Here is a 23,926-nt window from a genome sequence, read left to right as displayed (position 1 = left end):
ACCCGTTCCTCCGTTCGTCCCGAGCGTAGTCGAGGGGCGGGCCGCAAGTCCGTCGCGGGGTGTCTCGACTTCGCTCGCCACGAACGGTTCGTAGAGGAGGTTTCGGTAGGCCCTATCCGAAGCTGCCCTTCAGACCGTCGATCACAAATTGCGCCGCCAGCGCGGCCAGCAGCACCCCGAGCAGCCGCGTCACCACAGCTTCGATCTTCGCGCCCAATATCTTCATCAGCGGCGCCGCGAGCAGCAGTGCGAGCAGGGTGAGCATCAATATCGTGCCGAGCGCGCCGAGAATCACGAATGTGCGTTCGATGCCATGCCCCTTCGACATCAGCAGCATCACTGACGCCATCGATCCCGGCCCCGCGATCATGGGCATTGCCATCGGGAAGATCGAAATATCCTCGACCTCATGCGCTTCGATCATTTTCTGCGCGCGGTCTTCGCGGCGCTGGGTGCGCTTTTCAAACACCATTTCGAGCGCGATCAGGAACAGCATGATGCCGCCCGCGATCCGGAAGCTGTCGAGGCTGATGCCGAGCGCGCGCAAAATATCCTGCCCGAACAGCGCGAAGACAACGAGGATTGCCCCCGCGACCAGCACCGCGCGGATCGCCATCGTGCGGCTATGCGCGGTCGGCACCCCCGCCGTCAGCCCGGCAAAAATCGGCGCGCAGCCGGGCGGGTCGATCACCACGAAAAAGGTGATCACCGACGAGACGAACAGTTCGATCAAAACGCACCCTTGTCATAGGCAACGCCCGCGCGGCGGTACGCGGCGATGAGCGTATTGCGCAGCAGGCAGGCAATCGTCATCGGCCCGACACCGCCGGGGACTGGGGTGATCGCCGCCGCCACGCTCGCCGCGCCGTTGAATTCGACATCGCCGACCAAGCCCTCAGCGGTGCGATTGATGCCGACGTCGATCACGGTCGCGCCGGGCTTGATCCAGTCGCCCTTGATCATTTCGGGCTGACCGACGGCGGCGACGACGATATCGGCGCGGTGGACGATGCTGGCGAGATCGCGGGTGCGCGAATGCGCGACGGTGACGGTCGCGTTGGCGCCGATCAGCAATTGCGCCATCGGCTTGCCGACGATGTTCGAGCGGCCAATCACCACGGCGTCGAGCCCGCTCAGATCGCCGAGCCGGTCCTCGAGCAGCATCAGGCAGCCTTGCGGCGTGCAGGGAACGAAACCGTCGAGCCCGGTGGCGATCCGCCCGACATTGACCGGGTGGAAACCATCGACGTCCTTATCGGGATCAATCGCCATGATCACGCGCGTGTCGTTGATCTGCGACGGCAAGGGCAGCTGGACGAGGATGCCGTCGACGCCTTCGTCGCGGTTGAGGCAATCGATCAGCGCGAGCAGATCGGCTTCGCTGACATCAGCGGCCAAGCGGTGTTCATGGCTTGCCATCCCCGCCGCCGTCGTCGCCTTGCCCTTGTTGCGGACATAGACGGCAGACGCCGGGTCTTCGCCGACGAGCACCACCGCGAGCCCCGGCGCGCGCCCGGCGGCGGCGGTGAACAACGCCACTTGCGCCGCGATCCGGTCGCGAAGCGCAAGCGCGAATGTCTTGCCGTCGATGATGTCAGCACTCATGCCGCGAGCCTTATCGGCTGGCGGTGCGCGGCGCTATCCTAAAGCGGCGCGCCGGTCGCGATCGTCAGCGCCAGATGCGACAGCACCAAGCCCGCGATGCGGATCAGCAGCAGCACCACCATCGGCGAGAAATCGAGCTGGCCGAAATCGGGCAGCACGCGGCGGATCGGGCGATAGAGCGGCTCGGTTACCTGATTGAGTCCGTTGTAGAATTGCCGGACGAAATCATTATAGGTGTTGACCACGTTGAACGCGATCAGCAGCGAGAGCACGAACTGGGCGAGGATGATCAACGACAGCACGTTGAGCAGCACCAGGGCAATATCGATGAGCGTCAGCAAGGGTCAGGTCTCCGTCAGGCTGGCGATATAGGGATGTAAGGCACTTTGCGCCAGCCCTAGCGATGGACCAGCGTGCCTGCACCCCGGCGGGTGAAGATTTCGAGCAGCATCGCATGCGGCACCCGCCCGTCGAGAATGACGGCGGCGTCGACCCCGGCCTCGACCGCCGCAACGCAGGTCTCGAGCTTGGGGATCATGCCGCCGGTGATCGTGCCATCGGCCTGCAGCGCCGCAATCTTCGCGGGGTCGAGATCGGTCAGCAGATTGCGCTCTTTGTCGAGCACGCCGGCAACATCGGTCAGCAGGAACAGCCGCGCGGCGCCCATGGCGCCCGCGATCGCACCGGCCATCGTGTCGGCGTTGATGTTATAGGTCATGCCATCGGCGCCGTAGCCGACCGGCGCGACCACCGGGATCATCCCGGCGTCCGAAATTGTATCGAGCACGCGCCGGTCGATCGCTTCGGGCTCGCCGACGAAGCCCAGGTCGACCGCGCGTTCGATATTGCTGTCGGGATCGCGCGTGGTGCGCGCGAGCTTCGACGCGCGAACAAAGCCTGCATCCTTGCCCGAAATGCCGATCGCGCGCCCGCCGGCCTGGCCGATCCACGCAACGAGTTCCTTGTTGATCGCGCCCGACAGCACCATTTCGGCGACCTTGGCGGTCTGCTCGTCGGTCACGCGCAGGCCATCGATAAAGCTCGATTCGACGCCGAGCAGCTTGAGCATCGCGCCGATTTGCGGCCCGCCGCCGTGCACCACCACCGGATTAATGCCGACCGCCTTCAGCAGCACGACATCCTCGGCAAAATCGCGCGCGAGTTCGGGGTCGCCCATCGCATGGCCGCCGTACTTCACGACAAAGGTCGCGCCCTTGTAGCGCTGCATATAGGGCAGCGCCTCGGTGAGCGTCTCCGCCTTGGCGAGCAATTCGGGGCTGGGGCTGTGATCGGTCATCGTGACGCGTCCTAGCGAAGCGCGCGCGCGCTGGCGAGATGGTGCGCATGGGTGATCGCGACCGCAAGCGCATCGGCGGCGTCGGGCCCGCTGATCGCGATGCCTGGCAGCAGCCGCGCGACCATTGCCTGCACTTGCATTTTTTCCGCGTTGCCGTTGCCGACCAGCGCCTTTTTGACGAGGCGCGGCGCATATTCGCCAACCTCGATCCCCGCGCGCGCCAAGGCAGCGAGGCAAACGCCGCGCGCGTGCGCGAGCTTCAGGGTCGATTGCGGGTTGGTGTTGACGAACACTTCCTCGACCGCAGCGGCTTGCGGCGCTTGATCGACGATGAGCGCGGCGACCATCGCGTCGAGGTGCGCCAGACGCCGCGCCAGCGGGGCGGCGGTATCGGTCTTCAATCGCCCGTTGCCGAGATGCGACAAACGGTTCCCCTCGGCCCGGATCAGCCCCCAGCCGGTGGTGCCGAGGCCGGGGTCGAGCGCGAGGATGATCATTCTTCTGGCCCCTCCCCTTCAGGGGAGCGGTTGGGGTGGGGCTTGTCAGCATCGCGTAGCGTGGCGGCTAGCTTGCGATAAAGGTTGGGATGATACCGTTTCGATTTCGGATCAGCGCTAACGGTGGAGATGAACTGACCCTTTGCCGCAATATGAATTTGACCGGTCCGGTCATTGAACCAGATGCCGACGTTCAAGCGGACCGTCTTGCCGTCGTCCGTGTCGGACATGCCCCACCCCAACCCCTCCCCTGAAGGGGAGGGACTTAAAAGAGATCAACCCAATTTCTCCATTACCTCGTCGGGGACTTCGTAATTGCCCCACACCGTCTGGACGTCGTCATCGTCGTCAAGCGTGTCGATCAGCTTGAACAACTGGGTCGCCTCATCAAGGCCGACGGTCACCATCGTCCCCGGCCGCCATGCGAGCTTGGCACCTTCGGGCTCCCCGAGCACGGGGGTGAGCGCTTTTACGACTTCGTGCAGCGCTTCGTTCGAGGTCCAGATCTCATGGCCGTCCTCGCTCGACGTCACATCCTCGGCGCCAGCTTCGAGCGCGGCTTCGAATACCTTGTCGGCATCGCCCGCGCTCGCCGGATAGTTGATCAGCCCCATGCGCTCGAAGCCGTGGCTGACCGAGCCGGACGCGCCGAGATTGCCGCCGTTCTTGGAGACGGCGGTGCGGACGTTGGTCGCAGTACGGTTGCGGTTGTCGGTCAGCGCTTCGATGATCAGCGACACGCCGCCGGGGCCAAAGCCTTCGTAGCGGATTTCCTCGTAATTTTCGGTATCGCCCTTCGACGCCTTGTCGATCGCGCGCTGGATATTGTCCTTGGGCATCGACTGCGCCTTGGCGGCGTTCACTGCCATGCGCAGGCGCGGGTTCATGTCGGGATCGGGCAAGCCCATCTTGGCCGCGACGGTGATTTCGCGGCTGAGCTTGGAAAACATGCCCGAGCGCTTCTTATCCTGCGCACCTTTCCGGTGCATGATGTTCTTGAACTTGGAATGGCCTGCCATGGTATTCCCATTGATGTTACGGAGTTTTGCGATCACCCTTTTCAAAGACAATGAGCTAGGATGACCGAGCTTAAAGGACTTTTAGCCAGCCTTGCGGAGGACGTAATCGCTGCGCGGGAGGCGTTGTCAACCTCTGACATGCCGGTCAATCGCCGCAATCTCGTTCGCGCGACACTGGTCGCGGTCGAGGGGCTGGTGTGGGAAGCGCGCCAGCAATTGCGGACAATCGCCCACGACATGGATGAGCTGACGCCGCTAGCCGACTTGGCGTTGCAAGAGCAAAGCTACCAGGTAAGCGCCAACGGCGAATTGATCGAGACGGTGAAATATGTCTCGATAACAGCGAGTATTCGGCTTGTTGTAGCGCAGGCCAAACTGCTATCGTCAAGGGTAGATATCGATTTCTCAAACGCCGGCTGGCAGAAACTGCAGCAGGCGATTGCAATAAGAAATCGCTTGACGCATCCAAAGTGCCTTCATGACCTCGATGTAACCCGTACCGAAATTACCGTTATCAACGCCGGCTTCGAATGGCTCCTGGCAGAAATTACCATTCTACTAGAAAATCTCGTAACCGCACTCCGCGATTATGTTAGCGACATCAAAGAGGTAACCGATGCGCTTTTAAGAGGCGATCCTACGGCTCTGCGGCTCTACCAGAAGGTTTTGAATGCCGAAGACTAAGATCACTTCATCCCCAAGGCCTGCATATAAGTTTCAAGAATAGCCTCTTCTTCCTGATATTCCTCTTTCCGTTTCTTACGGATTGCCATAATTTTGCGCATCGCCTTGGTGTCATAGCCGCGACTCTTGGCCTCGGCCATCACATCCTTGATGTCGTCGGCGATGCCCTTTTTCTCTTCCTCGAGCCTTTCGGCGCGCTCGATGAGCAGCTTCAATTCGTCGGCCGCGATGATGTCGCTCATGAGATATGCTCCAGCAGGATTGAGCGGGGCGCTCTAACCGGTCGAGAGCCCGCGATCAATTGGCCGGGAAGGCCAATCTTACCCCGCGTGCCTTTACCGCGACGCCGTGGCGCATCACGAAATCGACCTTTTCGAGCCGCGTCACATCCGCCGTCGGATCGCCCGCGACCGCGACGATATCGGCGAATTTGCCGGGCTCGATCGAGCCCAGCTGCTCCTTGCGACCAAGCGCATCGGCGGCGTCGATTGTGGCCGCGCGAATCGCTGCCGCTGGCGTCATCCCGGCGCGGACCATCAGCGCGAATTCCTTCGCATTCTCGCCGTGGCGCGAGACGCCGGTGTCGGTACCGAACGCGATCTTCACGCCCGCCGCAATCGCACGCTTATGGCTTTCGAACGCAACAGCAGCCGCTGCTTCGGCCTTGGGGATCGTCGCTGGCGGCAGCGCGCCGCTGCGTGCCTGGGCAAGCGCCGACACCGGCGCAATCATCGTCGGCACCAACCACGCGCCCTTCGCCTTGAACAACGCGACGGTGCTGTCGCTAATGAAAGTGCCATGGTCGATCGTGTCGACACCGGCTTCGAGCGCGGCTTCGGTGCCTTCGCGGGCGTGGCTGTGCGCGGCGACCTTGCGCCCGAAGCTGTGCGCGGTGTCGATGATTGCCTTCATTTCCTCCGGCGTCATCTGGCGCCCGAGCCCGCCTGCGACATTCGACAGCACCCCGCCGGTCGCGGCAAACTTGATCACTTGCGCACCGAGCCCGATCTGCGCGCGCACTGCCCGGCGGCAATCGTCGGGGCCGTCGCACAGGTTGATCTCGTGCGCATGGACCGCATCGGCGAATTCCTCGGCCAGCCCATTGCCGCCATCGCCGTGGCCGCCCGTGACCGAGATCATCGTGCCGGCATTGACAATCGTCGGCCCTTCGACCTCGCCCGCTTCGACCGCGTCACGCAACGCGCGAATACCGCGCGGATCGCCGCCCAGATCGCGCACGGTGGTGAAGCCGGCTTCGAGATCGGCCCGCGCATTCTTCTGCGCTTCGACCATGTCGTCGAAACGGTCGCGGGTCAGTTCGCCCAGCCGCGCACGCATCGGATCGCCGCCGATGCCCCACAGATGGACGTGCATGTCGATCAGCCCGGGGAGGACGAAGCGATCCTTGAGGTCGATCAGCGTCGCGCCCGCCTCGGGCGCGGCGAAACCGTCGCGGACCTCGACGATCTTGCCGTCGCGGATGACGATCGTCGCATTTTTGCGGGGCGGCTGGCCGGGGCGGTCGAGCAGGGTGCCTGCGTGGATGTAGGTGACCTTGGGTGCGGGCGGCGCGGCGGGCGCGGTTTGTGCAATCGCGGGCGCGGCCAGCATCAGCGCGGCGGCAAGCAGAATCGGCTTCATCGTCATCCCCCCTTTTGATCGCCGACGCTCTGGCTTTTGGGCGCGGTCATCGACGGTGGGTCGCTTGCCGGGAAGCTTTCGTCAAGCGCTTCGTCGAGCGCGTCTTCGCGGGCATTGCGCGCAACGCTTGCCGCCATCCGCGCGAGCTGTTCGGGCGTCGCCGCGAGCTGGTGCGTCGCTTTCCACACGGCATAGGGCATGCCGTAGACGGCCTCGCGCCCTTCGGCCTTGTCGAATGCGCCGTCCGACGCGTCGCTCAGCCAGTCGCCAAGGCAATTGCGGCAAAAACCCGCCAGCCCCATCAGGTCGACATTCTGGGCGTCGGTACGGTGCTGCAAATGGCGGACGAGGCGGCGAAGCGCCGCAGCAGCAATGGCATCGTCGATCGAGTCGATATCGCCCGGTGTCTTCGAAACTGTCACGCGCAATCTCCTTGAGCGGAGCGAGATAGTCATTAGAGGCATCAACGCACAAGCTGAGGAGAGCGACCCATGTCGAAAGCGATCAGTCCGCGTTTGCGCAAGGTACGCGTGCTCGCCACGCTTGGCCCCGCGAGCAGCACGCCCGAGATGATCGAAAAGCTCTTCCGGGCGGGCGCCGATGCTTTCCGCATCAACATGAGCCACGGCGACCAGGCAGGGAAAATCCCGCTGATCGAGGCGATCCGCGCGATGGAGCGCAAGCTCGGTCGTCCCTCGACGATCCTCGCCGATCTGCAGGGGCCAAAGCTGCGCGTCGGCAAATTTGACGGTGGCAAGGTGGTGCTGACGACGGGCGCGACCTTCTTCCTCGATCGTGACGCGAAGCTCGGCGACGCGACCCGGGTCGAACTGCCCCACCGCGAGATTTTCGAAGCGATCGAACCCGGCGCGCGGCTGTTGCTCGACGATGGCAAGCTCGTGCTGCGCGTGATCGATTGCGAAGGCGACCGGATCGAGACCCGCGTCGAAGTCGGCGGTGCGCTATCGAACAGCAAGGGGCTCAACGTCCCCGATGTGGTGCTGCCGATGGCGGCGCTGACGGTGAAGGATCGCAGCGACCTTGCCTTTGCGCTCGACCAGAAAGTCGACTGGATCGCGCTGTCGTTCGTGCAGCGCCCTGACGATCTGGCCGAAGCGCGGATGCTGATTCAGGGCCGCGCGGCGTTGCTGGCGAAGATCGAAAAACCCTCGGCGATCGACCGGCTCGAGGAAATCGTCGAGCAATGCGACGGCGTGATGGTCGCGCGCGGCGATCTCGGTGTCGAACTCCCGCCCGAACAGGTGCCGCCCTTACAAAAGCGCATCGTCGAGGTGTCGCGGCGGCTGGGGCGGCCAGTGGTGGTGGCGACGCAAATGCTCGAATCGATGATCACCTCGCCCTCGCCCACGCGCGCCGAAGTGTCCGACGTCGCGACCGCCGTCTATGACGGCGCCGACGCGATCATGCTGTCGGCCGAAAGCGCGGCGGGCGCGTGGCCGGTCGAATCGGTCGCGATGATGAATTCGATTGCGGAGGCCGTCGAGCGCGACCCGATGCATGCCGAGCGTGTCCATTTCACGATCACCCGTCCCGATCCGACCACGGCGGACGCGCTGTCGGAAGCCGCGAAGAACATCGCCGCAACCGTCTCGGCGGTGGCGATCATCTGCTACACCACCTCAGGCTCGACCGCGCGTCGGATCGCGCGCGAGCGCCCGTCGGTGCCGCTGCTGGTGCTGACCCCCAAGGTCGAGACCGCGCGGCGACTCGGGCTGCTGTGGGGCGCGCACGCGGTCCACACGCGCGACGTCGAGTCGTTCGAGGAAATGGTGGCCAAAGCCAAGCGCATGGCGCTGCGCCACAAGATCGCCAAGGCGGGCGACCGGGTGATCGTGATGGCGGGGGTGCCGTTCGGAACGCCGGGATCGACCAATGTGCTGCACGTGGTGCGGATTATCGGGGATGAGCTGAAGGGCTATTCGGACTAAGCCGAGATCGCGAGCGGATGGCCGTGGAGATCGGCGTCACGGGTCAGCAATTTTGCGCCGAGGCGTTGCGCGTGAATCAAGAGCATTTCGTCGAACGGATCGCGGTGCGGCACGGCGACATCGAGCGACGCCGCGCAATCCTCGCCAGTCAGCGGGGCAAGCTCGATACCGTTACCGGCAATGAGCGCCAGGGCGACGACCGGATCGATCAGGTCCGGGCGGCGATGGTGGCCGCCGCCGAACTTTTGCCATTTGAGTCGCAACTCAAAGATGGACACCGCCGACACGATCAACTCGCTGCGGGTTATCAACGCCTGTTCGCGTCGGGTGATTTTCTTGGGATCGGTCGCGGTCCAAATCAGGAAGTGGGTGTCGAGCAGCACCCTCATTCGGTTTCGAATTCCCGATCGAGTTTGGCGAAATAGTCGCCCCACACTTCGTGCGTCCAGGCGGGGCCGGTGAAGGGAATGCTGCCGTCGGATTCGAGTGGATGGCCCGTGGCTTGGTCGAGCCCAAGCGCCTTGCGTACCCGCTCGTTCCGCGCCCAATCAAAGCCGATCTTCGCTTTGGGCGGGCCGAGTTCGGCGACGGGCTTGCCATTCTTGGTGATGATGACAGATTCGCCCCGCTGCGCGGCGTCGAGCGCCGTGGCGAAATTGGACCGGGCTTCCCGCACGGACATTTTCATGACGATCACTCCAATTGCGTACACGCATGTACACAAAAACGTGCTAGGAAGCAAGGATTCCGACGGTTGCGAGGTCGCTGCGGAGACTTTCCGCACCCACGAAATGATGTGCCGCAATCCCCATCGCCGCCGCCGCCTCGACGTTGGCCACATTATCATCAACGAACATCGCTTCCTCCGCCTGGAGTCCGAAGCGTTCCAGCGCGAGCGTGTAGATCGCCGGGTCGGGCTTCATCAGCTTTTCGTCGCCCGACACGACGATGTCGCGGAAGCGGTCGAACAGCCAGGCTTCGCGCGCGCGGAACGGCCGCCAGAATTCGCCCGAGAAATTGGTGATCGCAAACAGCGGCACGCCCGCTGCGTCGAGTTCGGCGACGAGCTCGGGCATGCCGGGGATCGGATCGCCCATCGTCTCCAGAAAACGCGGGCCCCACATCGCGATCAGCTCGGCGTGCTCCGGGAACTCGGCAATCAGCTCGACCGAAGTCTCGGCAAAGGGCCGCCCGGCATCATGCTGGAAATGCCAGGCGCGCGTGACCACCGTGTCGAGAAACGCATCAAGCGCCCGATCGTCGCCGATCGAGCGCTCTGTAAAAACCTTCGCGTAGAGGTAGCGCGGGTTCCAGTCGTACAGCACCATGCCGACATCGAAGATGACGGCAGTCGGCTTGCTCATTCTGGCTCCTGAACCCGACACGGGAATAAATCCCGTGTCGTCGATCAGCGCTGGCGCGCCGTCGGCCGGGCTTCGGCCATTCGCGGATTAGCTCTGCTAATCCGCTGCCTCAGCCTTGACGCGCCTTGAACCGGCGGTTGGTCTTGTTGATCACATAAGTGCGGCCACGGCGACGGATCACGCGGTTATCGCGGTGACGCCCTTTGAGCGACTTCAGGGAATTGCGGATCTTCATGATCGATTCGCTTCTCGTTTGAGCTTGAATTCGGGAAAGTCCGCGCCGCTACAGAGACAGGGGCTTCAAGTCAAGCTTGCGACCGCTTTTTGGTGGCGCGGCGCAGCGATTTCGCCGATTGAGCGTTGGGGGCGTAACAACGGGAAAAGGTTCCGGCGATGCGCAAGACGATATTCGTGGCTTTGATGGGTTGGGTGGCGGCGCCCGCGCTGATGCTGGGCGGCTGCCAAACGGCTGCTCCGGTCAAGGTCACGCGCTTCCACCTCAATGCGCCGCTCGATCGTGGCGCCGTGCTTGTCATCGCCAATCCGGTCGCGACCAATATTGCGGGGCTCGAAGGCGAGCTTTATGCGGGCGCGATTCGCGACGCGATGGCGGCGCAAGGCTTTGCGGCGGGTGATCAGAGCGCGCCGCTGGTCGCAAGCTTCACCGTCGGGCGGACGATTCGCGAAGTCGAGCCGCCACGGTCGCCGGTGACGATCGGCATCGGCGGCGGCAGCTTTGGCGGCGGAATCGGTGGCGGGGTTGGCGGCGGGGCGAGCATTGGCTTCGGCGTCGGCAAGAAGCGCGCGCGCGAGGCCTATGTCACCGAACTCGGCGTGCAGATGCGGCGCGGCGCGGCGGGCGAAATCGTGTGGGAAGGCCGCGCGATCACCGAAGCCGATACCCGATCGCCCGACGCCCAGCCGCCTGCGACCGCGCGCAAATTGGCGCAAGCGCTGTTCAAGGGGTTTCCGGGTGAGTCGGGGCGCACTATCAGCGTGCCATGAGCCTCAGCATCACCAGCGCCTTCGACGGCGGCAACATCCACGTCGTCGGCATCGACGGCGACACGGCCGACCTCGAAATCGTGCGCGATCACGAGTCGGAATTTTACCAGTGGTTTTACTTCCGGGTGGCGGGCGCTGAGGGGCGCACGGTGACGCTGCGCATCCTGAACGCGGCGGGCTCCGCCTATCCGATGGGCTGGCCCGGCTACCGCGCACGGGTGAGCAGCGACCGTGAGAGCTGGACGCTGGCGGACACCAGCTATCGCAACGGCGTGCTCGAAATTACGCAACCGATCGATAGCCAACTCGCATGGTTCGCCTATTTCGCGCCCTACACGATCGAACGCCATAATGCGCTGGTCGCGCGCTATGCGGCAGTGCCGGGCTTTGCCTATCGCGAACTCGGTCGCTCGATCGACGGGCAGCCGATCGACAGTTTCACGGTGGGCCGTGGCGCCAAGCCGGTGTGGCTCTATGCCCGCCAGCACCCCGGCGAGACGATGGCGGAGTTTTGGATCGAAGGCGTGCTCGAGCGGCTTGCCGACGTGGCCGATCCGGTAACCGCCGCGCTGCTCGAAAAGGCGACTTTCCACATCGTCCCCAACATGAATCCCGACGGCTCTGCGCGGGGTCACCTGCGGACCAACGCGGTGGGCATCAACCTCAACCGCGAATGGGCGACGCCGAGCCCCGAAAAAAGCCCCGAAGTGCTGTGTGTGCGCAGCGCGATGGACGCGACCGGGGTGGCCTTTGCGATCGACGCGCATGGCGACGAAGCAATCCCGGCCAATTTCATCGCGGGCTTCGAAGGCATTCCGAGCTGGCACGACACGCTCGGCGACAAATTCTACCGGTTCCAGAATGCGCTCGCCGCGCACACGCCCGATTTCCAGACGCAGATGGGCTATCCCAAATCACCGGCGGGCAAAGCCAATCTGACGATGTCGACCAACCAGCTTGCCGAACGCTTCGGCGCGGTGGCGATGACGCTCGAAATGCCGTTCAAGGATCACGACGCCAATCCCGATCCGGTGCACGGCTGGTCGCCCGAGCGTTGTCGCAAGCTCGCGCATGCCTGCCTCGAAGTGCTGGCGGCGCAGATCGACGACATCTGAAGCGTCCCTCGACTTCGCGCGGGACGAAGTTTAGGGGCGCGGGGAAACGCTGGAGACGCGCCGCATGCCCACCCTCGTCCTGATCCGCCACGGCCAGTCGGCGTGGAATCTCGAAAATCGCTTCACCGGCTGGTGGGATGTCGATCTGACCGCGCAAGGCATCGACGAAGCGCGCGCGGCGGGGCGGCTGATGGGCGACAAGGGCCTCGATTTCGACGCCTGTTTCACGTCGCTCCAAACGCGCGCGATCAAGACGCTCAATCTCGCGCTTGAGGAAATGCAGCGGTTGTGGCTGCCGGTCGAAAAGGACTGGCGCCTCAACGAGCGGCATTACGGCGGGCTGACCGGGCTCGACAAGGCCGAGACGGCGGCCAAGCACGGCGACGCGCAGGTCAAGATCTGGCGCCGCAGCTTCGACATCCCGCCGCCGCCGATGGAGGCCGGATCGCCGTTCGATCTGTCGCATGACCGCCGCTATGCCGGGATCACCGTGCCCGCGACCGAAAGCCTGAAGGACACGATCGCGCGCGTGCTGCCCTATTGGGAAGCAACGATCGCGCCCGCACTCCGCGACGGCCAGCGGGTGCTGATCTCCGCGCACGGCAATTCGCTGCGTGCGCTGGTCAAGCATTTGTCGGGCATCCCCGACGACGAGATCACCCATCTCGAAATCCCGACCGGCCAGCCGATTGTCTATCAGCTCGATGCGGGGCTGAACGAGGTTGAGCGCTACTATCTCAGCGAACGCTAGCCGCCGATGCGCGCCAGCGTCGCCCTGCTGCTGGTTGGCATCGCCCTGAGCGACCCGGCGACCGCGCAGACTGCCGCTGCCGCCATCGACCGCGCCAAGACGCTGACCACTGCCGAACCCTGCACGCCGACATCGGCGGCGCCCGACGCGAGCGTCGTGGTGTGCGCAAGCAAGTCCGCCAGCGAGCGCTACCGGCTGCCGCTCCCTGTCGAGCGCGACCCATTGGCCGGAACCGGTGCGGTACGCGGCGAGCCGCGATCGGCGGCTTCGGTGCTGGTGCCTTTTGCCGATTGCGGACCCTTTGCCGGCCAGCGAAACTGCTCGAAGGCCGAGGCGCGGCTTTATGGCTATGGCGGGGGGCGCGACCCGCTGACGGTTGGCCTCAAACTTTTGACCAGACTGGTCGATCCCGACGCCGAATTGGGGCCACCGCCCGCAACGACTCGCCCGCCGAAACACTGACGCTTCGGCGGGGGAACTGGATTTGGCTCAGTTCTGCTCGGTCTTTACCGTCGTCGTGGTCTTTGCGACCACGGTACGAGGTGCGGATTTGCGCACGACAGTGTGACGGACGATCCGTTTACGCACGACATGCTTGGTCGCAACGACCGGCGCGGGGCGCTCGGCGGTTTCGGTGCTGACCGTCATCGTCGTGGTCGGCGGCGTGACGGGCGCGGGCGGGGTCACGAACACGACTGGGGGCGCGGGCGGGGCGTTGCGCGCGCGTTCGGCATCCAAGGCCGATGCAGCGGCTGCACGTTCCGCAGCGGCTGCGCGTTCGTTGGCGGCGGCAGCATCGGCTTGGGCAGACGCGGTCGCACGGTTGGCATCGGACGTGGCTGCGCGCTGATCGAGCGCCTTGGCTTGCTGGGTCTCGCCCATTGCGGTGTCGGCGAGCATCGCCGCGCGATTGGCATCGGCGATGGCTTCGTCCTTCTGCCCGTTCGCGACTTCTTCCCTGGCCTTGCGCAGCATCGCGGCGGCTTCGGCCTGGAGGCGGGGAACTTCGCCGGTCGCACCGATCTTGTTGGCGGCATCGATCTTGGCCTGCGCGGCGGCAATGGCGGCGTGCGCGCGATCGGCCTTGCCCTGTGCGTGTGCGGGGCTCGCAAAGACGAGCGCGGTGGATAGTGCCGCGAGCGATAGTGTCGAGAGGATACGGGTCATATGTGGTTCCTTCGGGTGGGCCTTGCTGCGTTCAACTCGCCGCGAGCCATGCATGTTCCGCCGGGTGGAGTTGCCCTGACGCGCCCGTCCCGCTAACCCCCTCCAATGACCCCGCACGTCGGCATCATCATGGGCAGCACCTCCGATTGGGAGACGATGCACCATGCCGCCGATCTGCTGGGCGAGCTGGGCGTCACGTTCGAAAGCAAAGTGGTGTCGGCGCACCGCACGCCGCAGCGGCTCTACGACTATGCGACCAGCGCCGCCGAGCGCGGTCTCAAGGTCATTATCGCGGGCGCCGGGGGCGCCGCGCATTTGCCGGGGATGGCGGCGTCGATGACGCATTTGCCGGTGCTCGGCGTGCCGGTGCAGTCAAAGGCGCTCGACGGGATGGATAGCCTGCTGTCGATCGTGCAGATGCCTGCGGGCATCCCGGTCGGTACGCTCGCGATCGGCAAACCGGGGGCGAAGAATGCAGCGCTGCTGGCGGCGGCGATCCTCGCGCTCGGCGATGCGGACCTCAGCGCGCGGCTCCAGGCTTGGCGGGCGGCGCAGACCGATAGCGTCGCGACCGACCCGGCGTGATTCCGCCCGGCAGCACGATCGGCATTTTGGGCGGTGGCCAGCTCGGGCGGATGCTCGGGGCGGCGGCCGCGCAGCTCGGCTATCGCACCTTGGTGCTCGCGCCCGACGAGGAAGCCGTCGCCGCGCAGACCGCGTCGAGCTTCATCCGCGCCGATTATCAGAACCGCATCGTGCTCGACGACTTCGCCGCCGCCTGCGACGTCATCACCTATGAGTTCGAGAATATCGAGCTCGACCCGATCGACTATCTGGCGGAAAAAGTGCCCGTGCATCCGGCCCCGGCGGCGCTGGCGATTGCGCAGGACCGGGTGAATGAGAAGAGCTTCGTTGCAGCGCTCGGCGGGCGGACGGCGCCTTGGGCGAAGGTGTCGACGCTGGCCGATGTCGAGGCGGCGGTCGCGGACATTGGCGCGCCCGCCATCCTGAAGACGCTCCGGCTCGGTTATGACGGGCGCGGGCAGGCGCGGATCGCCAGCCCCGCCGATGCCGCCGCCGCGTGGAGCGCAATCGGCAAGCGCCCCGCGATCCTCGAAGGCTTTGTCAATTTCAGCCATGAGTTTTCGATCATCGTGGCGCGGGGTGCCGATGGCGCGATGGTCAGCTATCCGCCGCCGTGGAACGAGCATCAGGGCGGCATTCTCGCACGCTCGACGCTACCCGCGCCGGTCGAGATCGCACGGCAGTGGAGCGAAGCGGCGGTGATCGCGGGGCGGATCGCCGACACGCTCGATTATGTTGGCGTGCTGGCGTGCGAATTCTTTGCGACCGAGGCGGGGCCGGTGTTCAACGAAATGGCGCCGCGCGTCCATAATTCGGGGCATTGGACGATCGAGGGCGCGGTCACGTCGCAGTTCGAGAACCATATCCGCGCGATTTGCGGCCTGCCGCTGGGCGATACCGGACTGACGGCGCGCGAAGTGGTGATGGATAATCTGATCGGCGATCAGGCGCGCGGCTGGCTGGCGGCCCTCGAACAGCCCGGCGCGCATTTGCACCTATACGGCAAGACCGAACGTGCAGGCCGCAAGATGGGACACATCACGCGGCTGGTGCGGTAGCAGCGCCACAAAAGCAAAGGCCCCGCTTTCCGGTTGGAAAGCGAGGCCCCGCCAAATCATCATCACACTTCGCCAATCAGGCGACGCGGCTGCCCGTCATCGGGAAGCTGCCAAAGGCGCCAGCGCCGATCGACCCGGTGATGGTGTCGCCGTCGACCGTCGCGCTGCAGGTCAGCGTCATCGGCATCGGCACCGTCATGGCCATCGTCCAGTTGAGCGTGTTGCCATCGAGCGTGCCATCGGTGATCTCAACCGATCCCATCTGGCCCGAACTCGTGCCGGTCCAGCTATTGCCGTCGCTCTTGACGGTGATCGTCGACTTCTGGTCGCCAAGCGGCGATTTAACGACGGTTTCCCAGGTGCCATCCACTGCGGACATGTGCGTCTCTCCTGATTTACTTCGCGCCCGCCACGGACGCGGCGGGCACCACCTCAACCGGCAAGCCAACCGAGTCAAGCTGCGCGCGCACGACTTTGGCATCGCCGACGACGACCCAGACGAACTTGTCAGGGTCGATCGCCCTGCGTGCCGCAGCGTCAAGCTGTTCGCGCGTCATCGCGCGATATTTTTGGCTGATCGTCGCATAATAATCGTCGGGCCGCTTATACTGATCATTGTCGAGCATCGCCGACAGTACGGCACTCGCGGTTTCGAAATTGCCCGCAAGTTCGCGCGTCGCACCGTTGATCGTGCGGGTGAATTCGGCCTCGGTAATGCCCTTGCTGGTCAAAAAGTCCTTCAGATCGGCTTGCAGCGATTTGATCGAATCGCCCGTACGGTCGGCCTGCACCGGCGCATTGATACGATAGGTCACCAATTGTTCGGTCTGGCCGAAGCCGCCGCCTGCGCCATAGGACCAATGCTTGGTTTCGCGCAGGTCGAGGTTGATGCGCGACAGGAAATCACCGCCAAGGACGTCATTGGCGGTCTGGTAGTTGAGAAGGTCCTCACTGCCCTTGAGCGGTGTCAGCTGCCCGGCGGTGATCAGCGACTGCGGCGAATCAGGTCGATCGATCAGCACGATTTTCGGGGCGCTCTGGACTGCAGCGACGCTCAGATCCTTGGCGCCGGGCGCTCCCACACCCTTCCAGTCGCCAAATTCGCGGTCAAGAAGCGGCAGCAACTGGGCAAGCGGCACGTCCGACACGACGAACATCTTCGCCTTTTCGGGCCGGATCCACGCCTGTTGGAACGCCACCAGATCGTCGCGCGTCAGCTTGGCGACCGCAGCCGGATCGCCGCCCTGGCCCGCCGTTTTGGCATAGGCAGAGGGGCCGTAGATCAGCTTGGGCAGCACGCGACCGGCAAGGCCGCCGGGATTGGTGAGCTCCTGCTGAATGCCCGCGAGCTGGCTATTGCGCAGCCGCGCGACTTCCTCGGGCGTGAAGGCAGGATTGCGGACAATGTCGGCAAACAGATCGAACGCGCCTGCCGCATTCGCGCTCGGCGCGTCGACGCTCAAGAAAGTACGGTCGGCGCTTGCGCCCTGCCCGATCGACGCGCCGAGCCGCTCCTGCGCTTCGGCGATCGCGATCGAATCGCGCGTGGTCGTGCCTTCGTCGAGCATCGCCAGCGTCAGCTGCTGCGTGCCGAGCTTGTCGGCGGGATTGGCGACGGCCCCGGCATCAAAGCTGATCAATGCGCGGGTGATCGGCACCGCGGTGCGCTGGGCGTAAACGACTTCGATGCCATTCGACAGCTTGGCACGCTGCACCTTGGGGAACACCAGATTGCCCACGGCGCCGACATCGGGGTTCGCTTCGGCGCGCGAATTGGCGGGCTTCAGATCGGGCGGGCTGACGAGCGGCTTGGGCGCCGCCGCGACATCGGTCCCTGCTTCGCGGGGGCCGGCAACGATCGACAGGTTATAGACGGGGCGCGTCAGCCATTTCTGCATCGCCGCGGTCACGGTGGCAGGGGTCTGCGCGGCAAGGGCGGCGAGCTGCTTCTTGTAGTAACCGGGATCCGCCGAATAAAGTTCGCCCTGCGCCAGTGCGACCGCCTTGCCACCGAAGCCGCCAACCGATTCGAGGCCCGCGATGCGGCGCGACACACTGCTCGTCACCGTCCGCTGGAGCTCATCGGCGGTCGGGCCGGTCTTGATGAAATCGGCGACCAGTTCGTCGAGCCGCTTGCTCGCGGCATCGACATCGACGCCCGGACGCACGACCATGATCACCTGGAAAATGCCGATCTGCGCCAGCGACTGCACCCCGGCACTGACCTGGATCGCGAGCTTTTCCTTGCGGACGAGCGCGTTCGCCAGCCGCGAGCTCGACAGGGCGCCGAGCACCGATGCGCCCGCCTGAAGCGAGGCGGCATCCTTGTCGTTCAGCCCCGGCACCGCCCATTGGCGGGTGACGAGGGCAGCACCAACGCGGTCGTGGATCACGTCGCTCTTGGGCGCGGCAAGCGTTGGGATCGACACGGTCGGCAGATCGGTGGCTGGGCCAGCTTTGATCTTGCCGAAATATTTGGTGACCAGCGTCTTGGCGGTGGCGAGATCGATGTCGCCTGCGAGCACCAGCACGGCGTTGTTCGGGCCATAGTGATCGCGGAACCAGCCCTTCACATCATCAAGGCTGGCCGCATCAAGATCGGCGAGCGAGCCAATGACGGAGTGGCCATAGGGGTGATCGGCGGGGAACAGCCCTTCAAGCTGCTTATACTGGCGCAGGCCATAGGGCTGGTTGTCGCCCTGGCGCTTTTCGTTCTGGACGACGCCGCGCTGCTCATCGAGGACTTCCTGCGTCACCGCGCCGAGCAGATAGCCCATGCGGTCGCTTTCGAGGAACAGCGCCTTTTCGAGCGCGGGCGTCGGCACCGTTTCGAAATAATTGGTGCGATCATAATTGGTGGTGCCGTTGAGATCGGTCGCGCCAACCTGCTTCAGCGGTTCGAAGAAATCGCCGGGCGCATTTTCCGATCCGTTGAACATCAAATGCTCGAAGAGGTGGGCAAAGCCGGTGCGGCCCTTGGGCTCGAACTTCGAGCCGATATTGTACCACACGCTGACCGCGACGACCGGCGCCTTGCGATCGGTATGGACGATCACGCGCAGGCCGTTGGGCAGCGTGAATTTCTGATAGGGAATGTCGACTTTGGCGATCAGCGAGGCAACCGGGGCAGGCTTGGCGTCCTGCGCGTGCGCGGCGGCAAGCGGAAGCGTGATGGCGGCGAGCGCGACACCGGCGCGGGCGAACATCTTGAAGGTCATCGATTATCCTCTGATCAAGGTGGCATGCCGAGGTATATCGGCAAATCGGGTCGAGGCAACGGGCTTAGGGGCGGTAGTCGCGCTCTTTATGTGCGTCGAGTTCCGCCGGATCGAACCACACCGGCTTGAGTTGGTGTCTCACGAACAGCGGTGCCTGATCGGCATAATGCTTCGATGCCGGGCGCGTCGTGGCCGCGCCATAGGGCTGGATCGACTGTGACGAGACAAGCCCCGCCTTGTCCCAGGTCATGAACATGATGAAGCTGTCGCCGTGCTTGACGGCGAGGCGGCCGTCGACATCCTCGTCCCAATTGGCGGTGGCGCGCAGCACATCGGCCCCGCCATCCATCGGCAGATCGACCTTGCCTTGCCGCAGCCGCAGCACGGTGCCGAGCGGTGGATCGAGTCGCCCGAAATAGCGCTTCAGATAAGCGGCGGCCTTGCCCAACTCCTCGCGCGGGTCGGTCTGCGCGCGCGCGGGATAGTGCCAGCGGTTGCCGACGCGGAGCAAGATACTCGCGAGCGCATCGGCGGGACCTTTGCCGTCGAAATTCCAGTCCCATTTGGCGAGCAGTGCCTTGGCCTCGGCGATTTGCGGGTCGCCTTTGGGATCGATCGCGCCCAGCAACCCGAACCATTTCGCCGCCCAGCTGTGGCGGCTGACGGTGGTGTCGAACTTGATGTCGAACAGCTCCTGCGCGGTGATCGACGGATCGGCGCCCATCAGCTCGATCGCGCGGGTGCCGCGATTGGTGGTATAGGTCTCAGTCCCCAGCAGCGGCGAAAACGCCTTCGAATCGAGCTCATAGCCCGCGCCCGATGCCTGGAACGGCGTGTTGTTCGAATTGATGACGAAGCCCGATCCGGGGTTGATGTTCTTTGGGACCTCGCTCCAGCCCACCGTCCCCGGCACGATGTCGCGCGACGTGTCGCCGGGCAGCACGGTGTGATAGTCGAAGCCCGGTCGCCGATTGGGGAAAGACGCATTGTAGATGTGGGCGATATTGCCCGCCGCATCGGCATAGATGAAATTGGTCGCGGGCACGCCTTGCTGGCTCAGCGCCTTTTGCCATTCGGCGAAGTCGCGCGCCTTGTTCAGCCGATAATATTCCTCGACCATCTTGAGCTGGTCTTCGCCGCCGTAGCGGATCGCGAACGCCCCGCTCTTGTTCTGGAACACCGGCCCCTGCACCGCACGATAGATGGTGCGCGGCACCGGCAGCACGAACGGCCCCCACAGCTTGACCGGCAGCCAGACGCGTTCGGCGTGGAGGTCAAGCCACTGCCCGTCATAGCGATATTGCGTGCCCGCGGCGTTGAGCCTGAGCTTGTAAATGTCGATCAGGTCGGGTCGGTTGACGGTGTTGGTCCAGCCCAGCGTCTTGTTGTGGCCCAGCAGCGGATAGGGCGCGCCGGGGAAAGTCGCGCCGGCGAAATCCCAGCCTGCCTTTGAATGGACCACCAGTTCATACTAGGCGACCGACCCGCGCCAGGGCTGGTGCGAGTTGGAGATCAGCCGGGTGAAGCCATCGGCCGAGCGCTTGGGCGCAACCGCAAACGCGTTCGAGCCATTTTCGGTGGTCGCGCGCGGCTCGGGCGATCCGGGGGCGAGCGCAGGCGGATCATCGGCGTCGGGCTTGGGCCCCGCCGTTTGCGGCGGCAGCGGCGCATCCTTGGCGAGCGCGCCGAGCACCGCGTCGAGCCCGAAGAAGAAGGGTGAGCGCAACACAAAGCCGGTGGCGATGTCGCGGCCATTGACCGGGAACAGTTTCTTGAGCGCCACTTCATCGGGATGCTGATCGGCATAATGGTTGAGCCCGGCGGCATAAGCATCGAGCAGCGCGCGGACATCGGCGGGCTGCTTCATATAATCGCGGTCGACCGTTTCGCGTGCACCAACGAAGTGCAGTGCGAAATCGACGCCTGCGCCATCGGCCCCGGCAATCGCGCCAAAGCGCCCGCGCGTCATCGCGACGACCTGCTGGAGCGTCTCAAAATCATCCTCGGCATGCGCATAGGCGATGCCGTAAGCGACATCAGCATCGGTGGTGCCGAAGATATGCGGCACGCCATAAGTGTCGCGGACGATGCGCGTGTCATAGCGGTGCGGCTTCGGCGCTTCAGCGCTGGTCGCCACGAGCGGCTCCCACACCGCCAGGCCAATGGCGACCGCGATGAGCAGCGCGACCAAACTCCAGCCGCCAAGCCCCAAAATCCGCCGCATTTGCATCCCCTTTATGTCTTTGGGGCTCCGTGTAGCGCCCGCTGCGGGCCGCGCCAACCGGATAGCTCCCGACCCGCCTTGTGTTGCAATTGGGCAACACTATATCGGGGTTGTTGACGAGGGGTTGGGCAAGCCAGGGACCATTCATGAACATCGAAAAATTCACCGATCGCGCCAAGGGTTTCCTCCAGTCGGCGCTGACCGTGGCGATCCGCATGAATCATCAGCGGATCGCGCCCGAACATATCCTCAAGGCGCTGCTCGAAGATGACGAGGGGATGGCGTCGGGGCTGATCAAGGCGGCCGGCGGCGATGCCGCGCGCGCGGTGGTCGAGACCGATGCCGCGCTCGCGAAAATTCCCGCCGTCTCCGGCTCGGGTGCGCAGAGCCAGCCGGGGCTCGACAACGACAGCGTGCGCGTGCTCGACCAGGCCGAGCAAGTCGCGGCCAAGGCGGGCGACAGCTTCGTCACCGTCGAGCGGCTGCTGCTCGGCCTCGCGCTGTCGCCGACGACCGCGGCAGGCAAGGCGCTGGCGGCGGCGGGGGTGAAGGCCGAGGCAGTCAATGCCGCGATCAATCAGCTGCGCGGCGGGCGGACGGCCGACAGTGCGGGCGCCGAAAACCAATATGATGCGCTCAAGAAATTCGCGCGCGACCTGACGCAGGCGGCGCGCGACGGCAAGCTCGATCCCGTCATCGGCCGCGACGAGGAAATCCGCCGCACCATCCAGATTCTCGCGCGCCGGACCAAGAATAATCCGGTGCTGATTGGCGAGCCCGGCGTCGGCAAGACCGCAATCGCCGAAGGGCTTGCCCTGCGCATCGCCAATGGCGATGTCCCCGATACGCTGAAAGATCGCAAGCTGATGGCGCTCGACATGGGCAGCCTGATCGCGGGCGCGAAATATCGGGGCGAGTTTGAGGAGCGGCTGAAGGGCGTGCTCGATGAAGTGAAGGCCGCCGAGGGGCATATCGTGCTGTTCATCGACGAGATGCATCAGCTGATCGGCGCGGGCAAATCCGAAGGCGCGATGGACGCCGGCAATCTCTTGAAGCCCGCGCTCGCGCGTGGCGAACTGCATTGCATCGGCGCGACCACGCTCGATGAGTATCGCAAATATGTCGAGAAGGACCCCGCGCTCCAGCGGCGCTTCCAGCCGGTGTTCGTCGGCGAGCCGACCGTGCCCGACACGATCAGCATCCTGCGCGGGCTGAAGGAGAAGTACGAGCTCCACCACGGCGTGCGGATCACCGATGCGGCGATCGTCGCGGCGGCGACCTTGTCGCACCGCTACATCACCGATCGATTTCTGCCCGACAAGGCGATCGACCTGATGGACGAAGCCGCCAGCCGCATCCGGATGGAAGTCGAGAGCAAGCCCGAGGAGATCGAAACGCTCGACCGGCGGATCATCCAGCTCAAGATCGAGCGCGAGGCGCTGAAGCGCGAGACTGATCCGGCGTCGCGCGACCGGCTGGGCACTCTCGAAGGCGAACTCGCCAATCTCGAGCAGCAATCGTCCGAACTGACGCAACGCTGGCAGGCCGAGAAGGACAAGATTTCGGCCGAAGCGAAGCTCAAGGAACAGCTCGACGCCGCGCGGCTCGAACTTGAGCAGGCGCAGCGGGCGGGCGATCTGGCGAAGGCCGGCGAGCTTTCCTACGGTCGCATCCCCGACCTCCAGCGCAAGCTCGACGAAGCGGCGGGCGCGACCAAGGGCGCGATGTTGCGCGAGGAAGTGACCGCCGACGATATCGCGGGCGTGGTCGCGCGTTGGACCGGCATCCCGGTCGAGCGGATGCTGTCGGGCGAGCGTGAAAAGCTGCACAAGATGGAAGAATCGATCGGCAAGCGCGTGATCGGCCAGAAGGAAGCCGTGCGCGCGGTGTCAACGGCGGTGCGGCGCGCGCGGGCAGGGTTGCAGGACCCCAACCGCCCGCTTGGTTCGTTCCTGTTCCTTGGGCCAACGGGCGTCGGCAAGACCGAACTCACCAAGGCGCTCGCCGAGTTCCTGTTCGATGATTCCGCAGCAATGGTCCGCATCGACATGAGCGAATTCATGGAAAAGCACGCGGTCGCGCGGCTGATCGGTGCCCCGCCCGGCTATGTCGGTTATGAAGAAGGCGGCGTTCTAACCGAGGCAGTGCGTCGCCGTCCCTATCAAGTGGTGCTGTTCGACGAGGTCGAGAAGGCGCACAGCGATGTCTTCAACATCCTGCTGCAAGTGCTCGATGACGGGCGGCTGACCGACGGACAGGGGCGCACGGTCGATTTCACCAACACGATCATCGTGCTGACGTCGAACCTCGGCAGCCAATATCTAACGGCGGTCGCTGACGGCGACGATGTGTCGAGCGTCGAGCCGCAAGTGATGGAAGTCGTGCGCGCGCATTTCCGGCCCGAATTCCTCAACCGGCTCGACGAGATCGTGCTGTTCCACCGGCTCGGGCAAAGCGAAATGGCGCCGATCGTCGACTTGCAAGTCGCCCGCGTCGGCAAGCTGCTCGCCGATCGCAAGATCACCGTCGACCTGACCGAAGGCGCGCGGCTGTGGCTGGGGCGTGTCGGCTATGATCCGGTGTACGGTGCGCGGCCACTCAAGCGCGCGGTGCAGCGCTATCTGCAGGATCCGCTCGCCGACCTGATCCTGTCGGGCGCGGTCAAGGACGGGCAGGCGGTGCATGTCGAGGACGGCGAAGGGGCGCTCAAGCTGACCATTGGCTAGGCGCTCGGTTTCCTCGACAAA

At 64.6% G+C, this 23,926-nt stretch carries 26 protein-coding genes and 1 pseudogene; 9 read left to right on the top strand and 18 right to left on the bottom strand.

The window, feature by feature from the left end; genetic code table 11:
- Positions 1-112 precede the first annotated feature (112 nt).
- The 7 genes from K2W81_RS12635 to K2W81_RS12605 are packed head-to-tail and all read right to left on the bottom strand — an operon-like array spanning position 113 to position 4,418.
- Positions 113-733 carry a MarC family protein gene (locus tag K2W81_RS12635; RefSeq protein WP_294104809.1) on the bottom strand — a complete coding sequence of 207 codons (621 nt, stop codon included), beginning with the start codon at positions 731-733 and terminating at the stop codon, positions 113-115.
- Positions 730-1,605 carry a bifunctional methylenetetrahydrofolate dehydrogenase/methenyltetrahydrofolate cyclohydrolase FolD gene (folD, locus tag K2W81_RS12630; RefSeq protein ID WP_294104807.1) on the bottom strand — a complete coding sequence of 292 codons (876 nt, stop codon included), beginning with the start codon at positions 1,603-1,605 and terminating at the stop codon, positions 730-732. The genes K2W81_RS12635 and folD overlap by 4 nt, the downstream gene beginning before the upstream one ends.
- Before the next feature lie 38 nt (positions 1,606-1,643).
- Entirely contained in the window at positions 1,644-1,946 is a 303-nt protein-coding gene (locus tag K2W81_RS12625) for a YggT family protein (RefSeq protein WP_294104806.1), read from the bottom strand.
- Between the two features lie 56 nt (positions 1,947-2,002).
- Positions 2,003-2,902, bottom strand: a complete 900-nt coding sequence (argB, locus tag K2W81_RS12620; protein WP_294104804.1) for an acetylglutamate kinase — start codon at positions 2,900-2,902, stop codon at positions 2,003-2,005.
- 11 nt (positions 2,903-2,913) lie between these two features.
- Positions 2,914-3,399 carry a crossover junction endodeoxyribonuclease RuvC gene (gene ruvC, locus K2W81_RS12615; protein WP_294104802.1) on the bottom strand — a complete coding sequence of 162 codons (486 nt, stop codon included), beginning with the start codon at positions 3,397-3,399 and terminating at the stop codon, positions 2,914-2,916.
- Positions 3,396-3,629 carry a hypothetical protein gene (locus tag K2W81_RS12610; RefSeq protein ID WP_294104800.1) on the bottom strand — a complete coding sequence of 78 codons (234 nt, stop codon included), beginning with the start codon at positions 3,627-3,629 and terminating at the stop codon, positions 3,396-3,398. Before K2W81_RS12610 ends, ruvC begins: the two co-directional genes overlap by 4 nt.
- A 45-nt stretch (positions 3,630-3,674) precedes the next feature.
- Entirely contained in the window at positions 3,675-4,418 is a 744-nt protein-coding gene (locus tag K2W81_RS12605) for a YebC/PmpR family DNA-binding transcriptional regulator (protein WP_294104796.1), read from the bottom strand.
- 60 nt (positions 4,419-4,478) lie between these two features.
- On the opposite strand from K2W81_RS12605, the gene K2W81_RS12600 reads away from it, so the two are divergent.
- A complete protein-coding gene (locus K2W81_RS12600; RefSeq protein WP_294104794.1) occupies positions 4,479-5,102 on the top strand; it encodes a hypothetical protein in 624 nt (207 codons plus the stop codon).
- Between the two features lie 2 nt (positions 5,103-5,104).
- On the opposite strand, the gene K2W81_RS12595 is transcribed toward K2W81_RS12600, so the two are convergent.
- The 3 genes from K2W81_RS12595 to K2W81_RS12585 are packed head-to-tail and all read right to left on the bottom strand — an operon-like array spanning position 5,105 to position 7,165.
- Complete coding sequence (locus K2W81_RS12595; RefSeq protein ID WP_294104792.1) at positions 5,105-5,344, bottom strand: DUF2312 domain-containing protein; 240 nt, start codon at positions 5,342-5,344, stop codon at positions 5,105-5,107.
- A 55-nt stretch (positions 5,345-5,399) separates the two neighbouring features.
- Positions 5,400-6,743 carry an amidohydrolase family protein gene (locus K2W81_RS12590; protein WP_294104791.1) on the bottom strand — a complete coding sequence of 448 codons (1,344 nt, stop codon included), beginning with the start codon at positions 6,741-6,743 and terminating at the stop codon, positions 5,400-5,402.
- Between the two features lie 2 nt (positions 6,744-6,745).
- Positions 6,746-7,165: a DUF1244 domain-containing protein gene (locus K2W81_RS12585; protein ID WP_294104789.1), complete on the bottom strand. Its 420-nt coding sequence runs from the start codon at positions 7,163-7,165 to the stop codon at positions 6,746-6,748.
- Between the two features lie 69 nt (positions 7,166-7,234).
- Here K2W81_RS12585 and pyk point away from each other — a divergent pair, with 69 nt between their 5' ends.
- On the top strand, positions 7,235-8,692 hold the full coding sequence (gene pyk, locus K2W81_RS12580; protein WP_294104787.1) for a pyruvate kinase: 1,458 nt from the start codon (positions 7,235-7,237) through the stop codon (positions 8,690-8,692).
- On the opposite strand, the gene K2W81_RS12575 is transcribed toward pyk, so the two are convergent.
- The 4 genes from K2W81_RS12575 to ykgO form a co-directional block, all read right to left on the bottom strand.
- Positions 8,689-9,075, bottom strand: coding sequence for a type II toxin-antitoxin system VapC family toxin (locus K2W81_RS12575; RefSeq protein ID WP_294104785.1), 387 nt, complete (start codon positions 9,073-9,075; stop codon positions 8,689-8,691). The genes pyk and K2W81_RS12575 overlap by 4 nt on opposite strands.
- Before the next feature lie 2 nt (positions 9,076-9,077).
- Positions 9,078-9,380 carry a type II toxin-antitoxin system Phd/YefM family antitoxin gene (locus K2W81_RS12570; protein ID WP_294104784.1) on the bottom strand — a complete coding sequence of 101 codons (303 nt, stop codon included), beginning with the start codon at positions 9,378-9,380 and terminating at the stop codon, positions 9,078-9,080.
- 43 nt (positions 9,381-9,423) lie between these two features.
- A complete protein-coding gene (locus K2W81_RS12565; RefSeq protein WP_294104783.1) occupies positions 9,424-10,056 on the bottom strand; it encodes an HAD-IA family hydrolase in 633 nt (210 codons plus the stop codon).
- A 109-nt stretch (positions 10,057-10,165) separates the two neighbouring features.
- Positions 10,166-10,291 carry a type B 50S ribosomal protein L36 gene (gene ykgO, locus K2W81_RS12560; protein WP_004210176.1) on the bottom strand — a complete coding sequence of 42 codons (126 nt, stop codon included), beginning with the start codon at positions 10,289-10,291 and terminating at the stop codon, positions 10,166-10,168.
- Positions 10,292-10,449: 158 nt separating this feature from the next.
- On the opposite strand from ykgO, the gene K2W81_RS12555 reads away from it, so the two are divergent.
- From K2W81_RS12555 to K2W81_RS12540, 4 genes are all read left to right on the top strand, one after another.
- Positions 10,450-11,061: a DUF4136 domain-containing protein gene (locus tag K2W81_RS12555; protein WP_294104781.1), complete on the top strand. Its 612-nt coding sequence runs from the start codon at positions 10,450-10,452 to the stop codon at positions 11,059-11,061.
- The gene (locus K2W81_RS12550) at positions 11,058-12,176 is read left to right on the top strand and encodes a M14-type cytosolic carboxypeptidase (RefSeq protein ID WP_294104780.1); all 1,119 of its coding nucleotides are present in this window, start codon (positions 11,058-11,060) and stop codon (positions 12,174-12,176) included. The genes K2W81_RS12555 and K2W81_RS12550 overlap by 4 nt, the downstream gene beginning before the upstream one ends.
- A gap of 64 nt (positions 12,177-12,240) precedes the next feature.
- Positions 12,241-12,927 (top strand): 2,3-diphosphoglycerate-dependent phosphoglycerate mutase, encoded by a 687-nt coding sequence (gene gpmA, locus K2W81_RS12545; RefSeq protein WP_294104779.1) that lies wholly within the window; start codon positions 12,241-12,243, stop codon positions 12,925-12,927.
- Positions 12,928-12,933: 6 nt separating this feature from the next.
- Positions 12,934-13,389, top strand: a complete 456-nt coding sequence (locus K2W81_RS12540; protein WP_294104778.1) for a hypothetical protein — start codon at positions 12,934-12,936, stop codon at positions 13,387-13,389.
- A 27-nt stretch (positions 13,390-13,416) separates the two neighbouring features.
- Here K2W81_RS12540 and K2W81_RS12535 read toward each other — a convergent pair whose 3' ends face one another.
- On the bottom strand, positions 13,417-14,094 hold the full coding sequence (locus K2W81_RS12535; RefSeq protein WP_294104777.1) for a hypothetical protein: 678 nt from the start codon (positions 14,092-14,094) through the stop codon (positions 13,417-13,419).
- Positions 14,095-14,199: 105 nt separating this feature from the next.
- Between K2W81_RS12535 and purE the strand changes: the two genes are divergently transcribed.
- Together purE and K2W81_RS12525 are read left to right on the top strand one after the other, a co-directional pair.
- A complete protein-coding gene (gene purE / locus K2W81_RS12530; protein ID WP_294104776.1) occupies positions 14,200-14,679 on the top strand; it encodes a 5-(carboxyamino)imidazole ribonucleotide mutase in 480 nt (159 codons plus the stop codon).
- The gene (locus K2W81_RS12525) at positions 14,676-15,737 is read left to right on the top strand and encodes a 5-(carboxyamino)imidazole ribonucleotide synthase (protein ID WP_294104775.1); all 1,062 of its coding nucleotides are present in this window, start codon (positions 14,676-14,678) and stop codon (positions 15,735-15,737) included. The genes purE and K2W81_RS12525 overlap by 4 nt, the downstream gene beginning before the upstream one ends.
- A gap of 76 nt (positions 15,738-15,813) precedes the next feature.
- Here the strand turns inward: K2W81_RS12525 and K2W81_RS12520 are convergent, their stop codons facing one another.
- From K2W81_RS12520 to K2W81_RS12510, 3 genes and pseudogenes are all read right to left on the bottom strand, one after another.
- Positions 15,814-16,116 carry a hypothetical protein gene (locus tag K2W81_RS12520; RefSeq protein ID WP_294104774.1) on the bottom strand — a complete coding sequence of 101 codons (303 nt, stop codon included), beginning with the start codon at positions 16,114-16,116 and terminating at the stop codon, positions 15,814-15,816.
- A gap of 16 nt (positions 16,117-16,132) precedes the next feature.
- Entirely contained in the window at positions 16,133-18,955 is a 2,823-nt protein-coding gene (locus K2W81_RS12515) for a pitrilysin family protein (protein WP_294104773.1), read from the bottom strand.
- Positions 18,956-19,019: 64 nt separating this feature from the next.
- A pseudogene (locus K2W81_RS12510) lies at positions 19,020-21,179 on the bottom strand (penicillin acylase family protein).
- A gap of 146 nt (positions 21,180-21,325) precedes the next feature.
- Between K2W81_RS12510 and clpB the strand changes: the two are divergent.
- Positions 21,326-23,905 (top strand): ATP-dependent chaperone ClpB, encoded by a 2,580-nt coding sequence (clpB, locus tag K2W81_RS12505; protein ID WP_294104772.1) that lies wholly within the window; start codon positions 21,326-21,328, stop codon positions 23,903-23,905.
- The last annotated feature ends 21 nt before the right edge of the window (positions 23,906-23,926 follow it).

Origin of the sequence: Sphingomonas sp. (genome assembly GCF_019749955.1) — a bacterium.
Lineage (GTDB): Bacteria > Pseudomonadota > Alphaproteobacteria > Sphingomonadales > Sphingomonadaceae > Sphingomonas.
This window is presented reverse-complemented; position numbering and strand designations above follow the sequence as displayed.

Bases quoted from the DNA above. Each gene is read 5' to 3' on its own strand.
- folD (WP_294104807.1), bottom strand. From the start codon at position 1,605: ATGAGTGCTGACATCATCGACGGCAAGACATTCGCGCTTGCGCTTCGC.
- argB (WP_294104804.1), bottom strand. From the start codon at position 2,902: ATGACCGATCACAGCCCCAGCCCCGAATTGCTCGCCAAGGCGGAGACG.
- ruvC (WP_294104802.1), bottom strand. From the start codon at position 3,399: ATGATCATCCTCGCGCTCGACCCCGGCCTCGGCACCACCGGCTGGGGG.
- K2W81_RS12610 (WP_294104800.1), bottom strand. From the start codon at position 3,629: ATGTCCGACACGGACGACGGCAAGACGGTCCGCTTGAACGTCGGCATC.
- K2W81_RS12605 (WP_294104796.1), bottom strand. From the start codon at position 4,418: ATGGCAGGCCATTCCAAGTTCAAGAACATCATGCACCGGAAAGGTGCG.
- K2W81_RS12600 (WP_294104794.1), top strand. From the start codon at position 4,479: ATGACCGAGCTTAAAGGACTTTTAGCCAGCCTTGCGGAGGACGTAATC.
- K2W81_RS12595 (WP_294104792.1), bottom strand. From the start codon at position 5,344: ATGAGCGACATCATCGCGGCCGACGAATTGAAGCTGCTCATCGAGCGC.
- K2W81_RS12590 (WP_294104791.1), bottom strand. From the start codon at position 6,743: ATGAAGCCGATTCTGCTTGCCGCCGCGCTGATGCTGGCCGCGCCCGCG.
- pyk (WP_294104787.1), top strand. From the start codon at position 7,235: ATGTCGAAAGCGATCAGTCCGCGTTTGCGCAAGGTACGCGTGCTCGCC.
- K2W81_RS12570 (WP_294104784.1), bottom strand. From the start codon at position 9,380: ATGAAAATGTCCGTGCGGGAAGCCCGGTCCAATTTCGCCACGGCGCTC.
- K2W81_RS12565 (WP_294104783.1), bottom strand. From the start codon at position 10,056: ATGAGCAAGCCGACTGCCGTCATCTTCGATGTCGGCATGGTGCTGTAC.
- ykgO (WP_004210176.1), bottom strand. From the start codon at position 10,291: ATGAAGATCCGCAATTCCCTGAAGTCGCTCAAAGGGCGTCACCGCGAT.
- K2W81_RS12555 (WP_294104781.1), top strand. From the start codon at position 10,450: ATGCGCAAGACGATATTCGTGGCTTTGATGGGTTGGGTGGCGGCGCCC.
- K2W81_RS12550 (WP_294104780.1), top strand. From the start codon at position 11,058: ATGAGCCTCAGCATCACCAGCGCCTTCGACGGCGGCAACATCCACGTC.
- gpmA (WP_294104779.1), top strand. From the start codon at position 12,241: ATGCCCACCCTCGTCCTGATCCGCCACGGCCAGTCGGCGTGGAATCTC.
- K2W81_RS12540 (WP_294104778.1), top strand. From the start codon at position 12,934: ATGCGCGCCAGCGTCGCCCTGCTGCTGGTTGGCATCGCCCTGAGCGAC.
- K2W81_RS12535 (WP_294104777.1), bottom strand. From the start codon at position 14,094: ATGACCCGTATCCTCTCGACACTATCGCTCGCGGCACTATCCACCGCG.
- purE (WP_294104776.1), top strand. From the start codon at position 14,200: ATGACCCCGCACGTCGGCATCATCATGGGCAGCACCTCCGATTGGGAG.
- K2W81_RS12520 (WP_294104774.1), bottom strand. From the start codon at position 16,116: ATGTCCGCAGTGGATGGCACCTGGGAAACCGTCGTTAAATCGCCGCTT.
- K2W81_RS12515 (WP_294104773.1), bottom strand. From the start codon at position 18,955: ATGACCTTCAAGATGTTCGCCCGCGCCGGTGTCGCGCTCGCCGCCATC.
- clpB (WP_294104772.1), top strand. From the start codon at position 21,326: ATGAACATCGAAAAATTCACCGATCGCGCCAAGGGTTTCCTCCAGTCG.